This is a genomic window from Mesorhizobium sp. M7D.F.Ca.US.004.01.2.1 (assembly GCF_003997785.1).
Lineage (GTDB): Bacteria > Pseudomonadota > Alphaproteobacteria > Rhizobiales > Rhizobiaceae > Mesorhizobium > Mesorhizobium loti.
On the sequence record NZ_RZRQ01000221.1, the window covers coordinates 1 to 10,142 of the forward strand.

9 protein-coding genes are annotated in these 10,142 nt (G+C 63.8%); all 9 read left to right on the forward strand.

The window, feature by feature from the left end:
• On the forward strand, window positions 1-144 hold a 144-nt coding region (locus tag EN993_RS24605; RefSeq protein WP_206532410.1), incomplete at its 5' end, for a helix-turn-helix domain-containing protein.
• 20 nt (window positions 145-164) lie between these two features.
• A complete protein-coding gene (locus tag EN993_RS24610) occupies window positions 165-1,949 on the forward strand; it encodes a sensor histidine kinase (RefSeq protein WP_127265054.1) in 1,785 nt (594 codons plus the stop codon).
• 146 nt (window positions 1,950-2,095) lie between these two features.
• On the forward strand, window positions 2,096-2,557 hold the full coding sequence (locus tag EN993_RS24615; protein ID WP_109666967.1) for a serine kinase: 462 nt from the start codon (window positions 2,096-2,098) through the stop codon (window positions 2,555-2,557).
• Window positions 2,558-2,721: 164 nt separating this feature from the next.
• The gene (locus EN993_RS24625; protein WP_056589309.1) at window positions 2,722-3,123 is read left to right on the forward strand and encodes a PTS sugar transporter subunit IIA; all 402 of its coding nucleotides are present in this window, start codon (window positions 2,722-2,724) and stop codon (window positions 3,121-3,123) included.
• A complete protein-coding gene (locus tag EN993_RS24630) occupies window positions 3,120-3,431 on the forward strand; it encodes an HPr family phosphocarrier protein (protein ID WP_056589312.1) in 312 nt (103 codons plus the stop codon). The genes EN993_RS24625 and EN993_RS24630 overlap by 4 nt, the downstream gene beginning before the upstream one ends.
• A gap of 180 nt (window positions 3,432-3,611) precedes the next feature.
• Window positions 3,612-5,012, forward strand: coding sequence for an adenosylhomocysteinase (ahcY, locus tag EN993_RS24635; protein ID WP_127265055.1), 1,401 nt, complete (start codon window positions 3,612-3,614; stop codon window positions 5,010-5,012).
• Window positions 5,013-5,211: 199 nt separating this feature from the next.
• The gene (locus EN993_RS24640; RefSeq protein ID WP_127265056.1) at window positions 5,212-7,767 is read left to right on the forward strand and encodes a PAS domain-containing sensor histidine kinase; all 2,556 of its coding nucleotides are present in this window, start codon (window positions 5,212-5,214) and stop codon (window positions 7,765-7,767) included.
• 8 nt (window positions 7,768-7,775) lie between these two features.
• Window positions 7,776-9,287, forward strand: coding sequence for a tRNA (adenosine(37)-N6)-threonylcarbamoyltransferase complex ATPase subunit type 1 TsaE (gene tsaE, locus EN993_RS24645; RefSeq protein WP_127265057.1), 1,512 nt, complete (start codon window positions 7,776-7,778; stop codon window positions 9,285-9,287).
• Entirely contained in the window at window positions 9,284-10,012 is a 729-nt protein-coding gene (locus EN993_RS24650; RefSeq protein ID WP_127265058.1) for a nucleotidyltransferase family protein, read from the forward strand. Before tsaE ends, EN993_RS24650 begins: the two co-directional genes overlap by 4 nt.
• The last annotated feature ends 130 nt before the right edge of the window (window positions 10,013-10,142 follow it).

A 10,142-nucleotide genomic window follows, 5' to 3' on the forward strand; every position in this document is an offset into this window, starting at 1 on the left:
GCTTATGATGAACAGGTCTATGTCGACGACCGCACCATCGACAGCCACATCAAGCGGCTGCGCAAGAAGTTCAAGGCTGTCGACGACGACTTCGAGATGATCGAAACCCTTTACGGAGTCGGATACCGGTTCCGCGAAGCGTAAGTAGCAGGGACTGCTATTCGATGGCAGTGGAAGCACAGCGAACAAGACCGGCGGGCGCCTCGAGGCGGCCGTCGCGTATCATGCCGTCCTTCGTGTCGAAGATCACGGTGCCGATGCGCCGCTTCCTCGGCCATCATATCTTTTCCAGCCTGACGCGGCGTATCCTCTTCCTCAACCTTGCCGGCCTTGCCGTCCTGGTGACCGGCATCCTCTATCTCAACACCTTCCGCGACGGGCTGATCGACGCCCGCGTCGAAAGCCTGATGACCCAGGGCGAGATCATCGCCGGCGCCATCGCCGCGTCGGCGACGGTCGAAACGGATTCGATCAGCATCGACCCGGAAAAGCTGCTCGAGCTGCAGGCCGGCGAAAGCCTGGGACCGGGCTCCGACCAGCTCGACAATCTCGACTTCCCGATCAATCCGGAGCGCGTCGCGCCGGTGCTGCGAAGGCTGATCTCGCCGACCCGCACGCGTGCCCGCATCTATGACCGCGACGCCAATCTGCTGCTCGATTCGCGCCATCTCTATTCGCGCGGCCAGATCCTGCGCTACGACCTGCCGCCGGTCGACGAGGAAGAGCCCGATCTGGTCGAGCGCATCCAGAAATTCGTCTTCGATTTCTTCCGCAACACCGAGCTGCCGGTCTATCACGAGCAGCCGGGCGGCAATGGCGCCACTTTCCCCGAAGTGGTCAAGGCGCTCACCGGCAGCCCGTCGACCATCGTGCGCATCTCGGAACAGGGCGAGCAGATCGTTTCGGTGGCGGTGCCGATCCAGCGTTTCCGCGCCGTTCTCGGCGTGCTGATGCTGTCGACCGAAGGCGGCGACATCGACAAGATCGTCGCCGCCGAGCGCAAGGCGATCCTGCGCGTCTTCGGCATCGCGGCGCTGGTCACTGCCATCCTGTCGATGCTGCTCGCCTCCACCATCGCCAACCCGCTGCGCCGGCTGTCGGCGGCGGCGGTGCGCGTGCGGCGCGGCGTCAAGAGCCGTGAGGAAATCCCCGACTTTTCCGACCGTCAGGACGAGATCGGCAATCTGTCGATCGCCATACGTGACATGACCAACGCGCTTTACGCCCGCATCGAGGCGATCGAAAGCTTTGCGGCTGACGTGTCGCATGAATTGAAGAACCCGCTGACATCGCTGCGCAGCGCGGTGGAGACCTTGCCGCTGGCCAAGAACGACGATTCGCGCGGCCGGCTGATGGACATCATCCAGCACGATGTCAGGCGGCTGGATCGGCTCATTACCGATATTTCCGACGCCTCACGCTTGGACGCCGAACTGGCGCGCGAGGATGCCGGGACGGTCGATTTGAAGAAATTCATCACCGATCTGGTCGCCGTTTCGCGTGAGGCAACGCGCAACAAGAAGGCGGTCGAAATCGAGTTCAAGGTCGCCAAACTGCCGCAGGGCGTCAAAGGCTATGTCGTCGTCGGGCATGATCTGCGCATCGGCCAGGTCATCACCAACCTGATCGAGAACGCCCGTTCCTTCGTTCCCGAGGACCATGGCCACATCACCCTGTCGCTGGCGCGCGCCGGCAAGTTCAACATCGTCACCATCGACGACAATGGTCCCGGCATCCGCGCCGACAACATCGACCGCATCTTCGAACGCTTCTACACCGACCGTCCGGCCGGCGAGGCGTTCGGCCAGAATTCGGGCCTTGGCCTGTCGATATCCAGGCAGATCGTCGAGGCCCATGGCGGCACGCTGACCGCCGAGAACATCCCCGGCACCAAGCCCGGCGAGATCAAGGGTGCGCGTTTCGTGGTAACACTGCCGGCCGAAGCATGATCCCGAAACGTGGGAACCGGTTCTCGGACAAGATCATGCTTCATCCAAAATGCATGATCCCGAGAAGTGGAAACCGATTTTCTCGGACGAACGGTTCCGTTCGTCCAGAGATCATGCTTCATCCAAAAACATGATCGGGCAAGATCGTGCATGATCCAGTTGCGCAGCCTGAAAACATTCACGGAACCGCGATCCTGATCGGCGAGCGTGGCGTCCTTATCACCGGGCCGTCCGGCGCCGGCAAGACGACGCTGGCGCTGACACTCCTGGACCATTGCCGCGCGCGCGGGCTATTCTCGCGGCTGATCGGCGACGACAGGCTGCTTGCCTCGGCCCGCTCCGGCCGACTGGTCTGTCGCGTGCCGGCGACCATCGCCGGTCTCGCCGAGGTGCCTGGATTCATGCCGCGCCCGCTGCCGTTCGAGCCGGGCGGAGTGATCGACCTGCATGTGAGGCTGGTGCCAAAGGCAGAGATGGCCCGCTTCCAGGAGGAAATCAGCGAGCCGGTCGCGGGCTGCCCAGTGCCGCGTATCGACCTTGCCGAGCGTAACGCCGCCACGGCCTTGCCCGCCGTGATGGCGCGGCTGTCGATCGCGCCTTTTCTATGATCCGCCCCGACTTTTTTGCTGCAATGCGTCAAAATGGCATGGGCCTGCGCAATTTTGGGCTTGTCAACGGGCCGCGCGTCGACAAGATAGCGCTCCCGCCGCCTGGAATGGCTGGCGAGCATAAAATGCGCCTGTGAAGCGGCGATGACGGGAGCCACCAAAGAATGATCGGACTCGTGCTTGTAACGCACGGTCAACTGGCCGCCGAGTTTCGACATGCCGTGGAACATGTCGTCGGGCCACAAGACAATTTCGAAACCGTGGCGATCGGCGCCGACGACGATATGGAGCAGCGTCGCCGCGACATCGTCGACGCGGTTGCCCGTGTCGACACCGGGACGGGCGTCATCGTGCTGACCGACATGTTCGGCGGCACGCCGTCCAATCTTGCCATTTCGGTGATGGAATCCGGCCGCACCGAAGTGATCGCCGGCATGAACCTGCCGATGCTGATCAAGCTCTCCTCGATCCGCAAGGGCGACAATATGGCGGCGGCCCTCGACGAGGCCCAGGCCGCGGGGCGCAAATACATCAACGTCGCCAGCCAGCTCCTGAGCAGCAAATGAACGCGCTGTCCCCGGAAAAAGACCACATCGCCAAGGATCCGATCACCAGGGACTTTCCCATCATCAACCAGCGCGGCCTGCACGCGCGCGCCTCGGCGAAGTTCGTCCAGCTGGCCAGCGGCTTCGACGCCTCGGTGCATGTCGAGAAGGACGGCGTCAAGGTCGGCGGCACCTCGATCATGGGCCTGATGATGCTGGCGGCAAGCCCCGGCTACTCGATCCGCGTCACCGCCAGCGGGCCGGAGGCCCGGCAGGTCATCGACGCGCTGGAACAGTTGGTGGCATCCCGCTTCGGCGAGGAAAGCTGAACCCGTACACCGCGAATGCATGTCCGAGAGACATGCAGGGATAAAGATTTCTTTATATCCCATTGTCGTCTTCGCCTTGATCTGCTAGTCAGGCCGCCTATTCGCGCCCTTTGACGCGCCGACCGGCGCGGGCGCATCCGCAACCAATTCGCAGCACAACATTCGCATCGGAGCACTGCCATGACGGGTAGCAAGGACTATGTGGTCGCCGACATCTCGCTTGCCGGCTGGGGCCGCAAGGAACTCGATATCGCCGAAACCGAAATGCCGGGCCTGATGGCCTGCCGTGAGGAATTCGGTGCCAAGAAGCCGCTCAAGGGCGCGCGCATCACCGGCTCGCTGCACATGACGATCCAGACGGCGGTGCTGATCGAGACGCTGAAGGCGCTCGGCGCCGATATCCGCTGGGCCTCCTGCAACATCTTCTCGACCCAGGATCACGCGGCCGCGGCCATCGCCGAAGCCGGCATCCCGGTGTTCGCCGTCAAGGGCGAGTCGCTCGAGGAGTATTGGGACTACACCGACAAGATCTTCCAGTGGACCGACGGCGGCCTCTCCAACATGATCCTCGATGATGGTGGCGACGCCACCATGTACATCCTGATCGGCGCCCGCGCCGAGGCTGGCGAGGACGTGCTGTCCAACCCGCAGAGCGAGGAAGAGGAATACTTCTACGCCCAGGTCAAGAAGCGCCTGAAGGCTTCGCCCGGCTTCTTTACCAAGCAGAAGGCGGCGATCCGCGGCGTCACCGAAGAGACGACCACCGGCGTCAACCGGCTCTACCAGCTGCAGAAGAAGGGCCTGCTGCCCTTTCCCGCCATCAACGTCAACGACTCGGTCACCAAGTCGAAGTTCGACAACAAATATGGCTGCAAGGAATCGCTGGTCGACGGTATCCGCCGTGGCACCGACACGATGATGGCCGGCAAGGTCGCGGTCGTCTGCGGCTATGGCGACGTCGGCAAGGGCTCGTCGGCCTCGCTCAAGGGCGCCGGCGCCCGCGTCAAGGTCACCGAGGTCGATCCGATCTGCGCCCTGCAGGCGGCCATGGACGGTTTTGAGGTCGTCACGCTGGAAGATGCGGCACCCACCGCCGACATCGTCATCACCACCACCGGCAACAAGGATGTCGTCACTCTTGACCATATGCGTTCGATGAAGGACATGGTGATCGTCGGCAACATCGGCCACTTCGACAACGAGATCCAGGTGGCGTCGCTGCGCAACCTGAAATGGACCAACGTCAAGCCGCAGGTCGACATGATCACCTTCCCGGACGGCAAGCGGATGATCCTTTTGTCGGAAGGCCGGCTGCTCAATCTCGGCAACGCCACCGGCCACCCGAGCTTCGTGATGTCGGCATCCTTCACCAACCAGGTGCTGGCCCAGATCGAGCTGTACACCAAGCCCGGCCAGTACGAGAATCAGGTCTATGTGCTGCCCAAGCATCTCGACGAAAAGGTCGCACGCCTGCATCTCGACAAGCTCGGCGCCCGCCTGACCGAATTGTCGGGTGAGCAGGCCGCCTATATCGGCGTCACGCCGCAGGGCCCGTTCAAGCCGGAACACTACCGCTATTAACCAAAGCTAAAATTACTACCAGATATTGAGGCCGGGCGATTGACTTTTCGCCCGGCTTTATTTTTGCGCGCAATCGCCTTCACGGCGATTCGGCGAGGGGTTATTGTCAGGTGATTCGGCGACGCTTCCATCCCGAGAGGGCTCAAGAGAGGTGCGCATCAGGGCGGTCTTGCATTCAGGCGGCGGAGAGGACCAAGACATGCCGGGGCAACACCCGCACAGAGCGGGACGGGCCGTTTCCGGCGGCCATGACGATTCGGGGATCACCAGCTCCGCTTTGCAAAGCGGAAGCCTGCCGTGGCGCGCCCGCGCGTCAATCTTCCTTGCCACCTCCGCGCTGGCCGGTCCCTTGGCTGGTGCTGCCGCGCATGCCGAAACCGCTGCTGCCGCGGTCGCCGGATTTTCGGTGAGCACCGTCGAGGTCATGCAGCTTGCCGTGTTTGTCGGCGTCACGGGTGCCGCACTTCTGTCGGCCATCGTTCTCATCCGCGAAAGGGCCCGCACCTCGACCGAGAATATCGAACTCAGGAGCCGCCTCGCCGACATCAACGCGGCGCTCCGCCGCTCGGAGGCGCTGCTCAATCTGCGCGACCAGCGCGTGGTCGTCTGGGCCGCGGAAAACAAGAAGCCCGAACTCATCGGCACGTTGCCCGTCGAAAGCGGCGCTCCGGAGGACCGGGCCGCTTTCCTCGCTTTCGGCCGCTGGCTGATGCCGCGTTCGGCGGCAGCACTTGAACATGCCGTTGCGGGATTGCGCGAGAAGGCGAAACCCTTCGACCTCGTCATCGAATCGCAGGCCGGCGCGCCGCTCGAAGTGCATGGCCGCAAGAGCGCGGCGCATGTGCTCGTGCGTTTCGTCTCGCTCTCGGAGACGCAGCGCAGCCAGGCAAGGCTGAAGATCGAGAACCAGCGGCTGGCCGCCGACCACGACACGATGATCGGCTTGCTCGACGCGCTGAACATGCCGGCATGGCTTCGCAGTGAGGATGGGCGGCTGAAGTGGGTCAACCGGGCCTATGCCGATGGGGTCGAAGCTGAAAATGCCGAAGCCGCGGTTCGGGAGGCGAAAGAATTCCTCGGCGGCCAGGCACGCGATGCGATCGCCGCCCAGCACAAGACGCATCCGGTTTTCGAGCAGTCGCTTTCCACCGTGATCGGAGGTGACCGCCGTGTGTTTGCGGTCACCGATTTCGCCGGCAGCGATGGCTCGGCCGGCCTTGCCTGCGACACCAGCGCCATCGAGGCGGTTCGCGGCGAATACGAACGGACCGTCAGGAGCCACGCCGACACGCTCGACCAGCTCAACACGGCGGTCGCCATTTTCGACACCGACGAGAAGCTGCGGTTCTTCAACCAGGCCTTCCAGAAACTATGGGGTCTCGACGCAGGCTTCCTGCACAGCGCTCCCGACAATGCCTTGCTGCTCGACCGGCTGCGCAGCGATGGCAAGATCGCCGAGCAACCTGAATGGCGCCGCTGGAAGGAAGGCCTGCTCGGCGCCTATCGCGCAGTCGAGTCGCAGGAACATTGGTGGCATTTGCCGGACGGCAAGACCATCCGCGTCGTCGCCAACCCGCAGCCCAAGGGCGGCGTGACCTGGGTGTTCGAGAACCTGACCGAGAAGATGGACCTCGAGAGCCGCTACCAGACAGCGGTGCGGGTCCAGGGCGAGACGCTCGACAATCTTGCCGAAGGCGTGGCGGTGTTCGGCCCCGACGGCAGGCTCCGGCTGTCGAATCCCGCCTTCGCCACGCTCTGGGGGTTGAGCGGCGAGGCGGCCAAGCCCAACGTCCATGTGTCCACGATCCGCGACCTTTGCGACCGGCAGGCGGTGGATAGTCCCTGGCCAGGCTTCGTTGCCGCCATCACCGGCTTCGACGACGAGCGCCGCGACCGCCACGGCCAGACCGAGCTCAACAACGGAAATGTGCTGAGCTACGCCATCATCCCGCTACCCAATGGGCAAGTGATGATGACCTTTGTCGACGTCACCGACAGCGTCAATGTCGAACGGGCGCTGAAGGACAAGAACGAGGCGCTGCAAAAATCCGATCAGCTCAAGAACGAATTCGTCCAGCACGTCTCCTACGAATTGCGCTCGCCGCTGACCAACATCATCGGCTTCACCGAATTGCTGTCGCAGCCCACGACCGGTCCGCTGACGCAGAAGCAGCGTGAATATGTCGAGCATGTCAGCTCGTCCTCTTCGGTCCTGCTCACCATCGTCAACGACATCCTCGACCTGGCGACGGTGGACGCCGGTATCATGCAGCTCGACATTTCCGAGGTGCACGTCGATCGCACCATCGCGGCCGCGGCCGAACTGGTGGCCGACCGGCTGGAAGAGCATTCGATCAGGCTCGAGGTCGACGCCGCTGCCGCACCGAAGACGTTTCACGGCGATGAGATCCGCGTCCGCCAGATCCTCTACAACCTGCTCAGCAACGCCGCTAACTATGCGCCGGAAGCCAGCACCATCCGGCTCACTTGCCGCCATCTGGCGGACGGGGTCGAATTCTCGGTTCATGACGACGGTCCGGGCATGCCGCCGGACCTGCTCGATTCGGTGTTCCGCCGTTTCGAGCCGCGCGCCAATGGTGGCCGCCGGCGCGGCGCCGGTCTTGGTCTGTCGATCGTCAAGAGCTTTGTCGAGCTGCATGGCGGCAGCGTTCGCATCGAAACCGGCAAGGACAAGGGCACGACCGTCATCTGCACCTTTCCCGACATGCCGGGCATCCGCGCCGCGGCCGAGTAGCGCGCTCGATGACGGGATTGGTGCTGGAGCGTTCACTCGCCGACGAGACACAGACAGCACGGCTGGGCGAAGATCTGGCGCTGTCGCTGCGCCCGGGTGATGTGCTTGCCCTCAAGGGCGATCTCGGCGCCGGCAAGTCGACGCTGGCACGGGCCTTGATCAGGGCCTTGGCCGACGATGCCGGCCTCGATGTGCCGAGCCCGACCTTCACACTGGTGCAGAGCTACGACACCCGCGTCCCGGTCCATCATTTCGATCTCTACCGCCTGTCCTCGGCGGCCGAGCTCGATGAGCTTGGGTTCGACGAAGCCCTGACGCAAGGCGCTGCTTTGGTCGAATGGCCGGAACGGGCGGAGGCCTATCTGCCGAAAACCACGGTCCTGATCGAACTCGTCGAGCATGGCGACGGCCGGTTGGCGAGATTGTTGGGGCAGGGCGCTGCCTTCGATCGTGCGGCGCGGTCGCTGGCCATGCGCGACTTTCTCGGGAGCACAGGCTGGGGGGACGCGCAGCGCCGCCACTTCATCGGCGATGCTTCGGCCCGCTCCTATGAGATCGTTTCGCTGCCGGACCAGAAGCCTCAAGTGTTGATGAACTCGCCACGGCTGGTGCTCGGCCCGCCGGTTCGCGACGGCAAGCCCTATGCCGAGATCGCGCACACCGCCCAGTCGGTCTCCGCCTTCGTCGCCATCGACCGCGCCTTGAAAGCCGGCGGGGTCAGCGTTCCGGAAATCCATGCCGAGGACCAGGAGCAGGGGTTCCTGCTGCTCGAACATCTTGGTTCGGAAGGGTTTCTCGGCAGCGATGGCCAGCCGCTGGCCGAGCGCTACGCGGCGGCGGCCGAGCTGCTGGCCATGATGCATGGCAGGACCTGGCCGCGGCGCCTGGAAACAGGGTTGGTCGGCTTCCACGACGTCCCGCCTTTCGACCGCGACGCCATGATGATCGAAGCCGACCTGCTGGTCGACTGGTACGTGCCGGCGATATCGGGCAGCCCGGCAAGCGACAGCTTGCGCGCCGGCTACCACAAGGAATGGAACGCGCTTCTCGACCGGCTGCAAGGCCGCGAAGTCACACTCATGCTGCGTGATTTCCATTCGCCCAACATCATCTGGCGCGGCGATCGCTCCGGCCACGATCGGCTGGGCATCGTCGATTTCCAGGATGCGCTGATCGGCCCGTCCGCCTATGACGTCGCCTCGCTCGCCATGGACGCTCGCGTGACGATGTCGCCCGAGATCGAGAGAGAGACGCTGGATGCCTATGTCGCGGCGCGCCATGCAGCTGGTGCTTTCGACGAAGCAAGCTTTCTGGAATCCTACGCCATCATGGCGGCGCAGCGGAATTCCAAGATCCTCGGCATCTTCGTCCGCCTCGAAAAGCGTGACGGCAAGCCCTATTATCTGAAACATCTGCCGCGCATTCGCGATTATCTGCGCCGGGCCTTGTCTCATCCGGCGCTGGCAAGCCTGCGGGATTTCTACAATGCCAACGGCTTGCTGGAGGAGCGGGCGCTGTGACAGCAAGACCGGACACCGCCATCGTACTCGCCGCCGGGCTAGGCAAACGCATGCGGCCGATCACCGACACCATTCCCAAGCCGCTGGTCAGGATCGCCGGCAAGACGTTGCTCGACTGGAGCCTCGACAGCCTGGCCGCCGCCGGTGTCTCCAAGGCAGTCGTCAACGTCCATTACTTTCCCGAACAGATCGTCGCCCATGTCGCCGCGCGCCGCGCGCCACGGATCGTCATCTCCGATGAGAGCGAGCAACTGCTCGATTCCGCGGGCGGCATCGTCAAGGCGTTGCCGGAATTGGGCGAGCAGCCCTTCTACATCCTCAACGCCGACACGTTCTGGATCGACGATGGTCCCCTCAATCTCCAGCGTCTCGCCCTTGCATGGGACGCGGCGAAAATGGATATTCTGCTGATGCTGGCGGATCTCCATCAGGCGACCGGACACTGCGGCAGCACCGATTTCCTGGTGGAGCCGGATGGCGGCTTGCGGCGCTCAAAGGGGGATCCGGCGGGCCTGATTTACGCCGGCGCGGCGATTGTCCATCCGCGCCTGTTCAAGGCCGCGCCGGCCGGGCCGCACTCGCTCAACGCCTATTTCGATTCGACCATTGCCGCAGGGCGCCTGTTCGGCATGCCGATGCATGGCCATTGGATCACCGTCGGTACGCCCGACGCCATTGCGCTCGCGGAAGCGGCGGTCGCCGGCGCACTGACCGAGTCGCAATGAGCGGCTCAAGCCGCGTTTTCTCAATTCCCCCCGGAGCGCCGTTTCTGCCGACGCTTGCCGAGGCGCTGCTTGCCGGCCGCCTTGTTCCGGGGTTTCGCTTTGATGGCGATCCGCTCGCTCTGGCCGATGT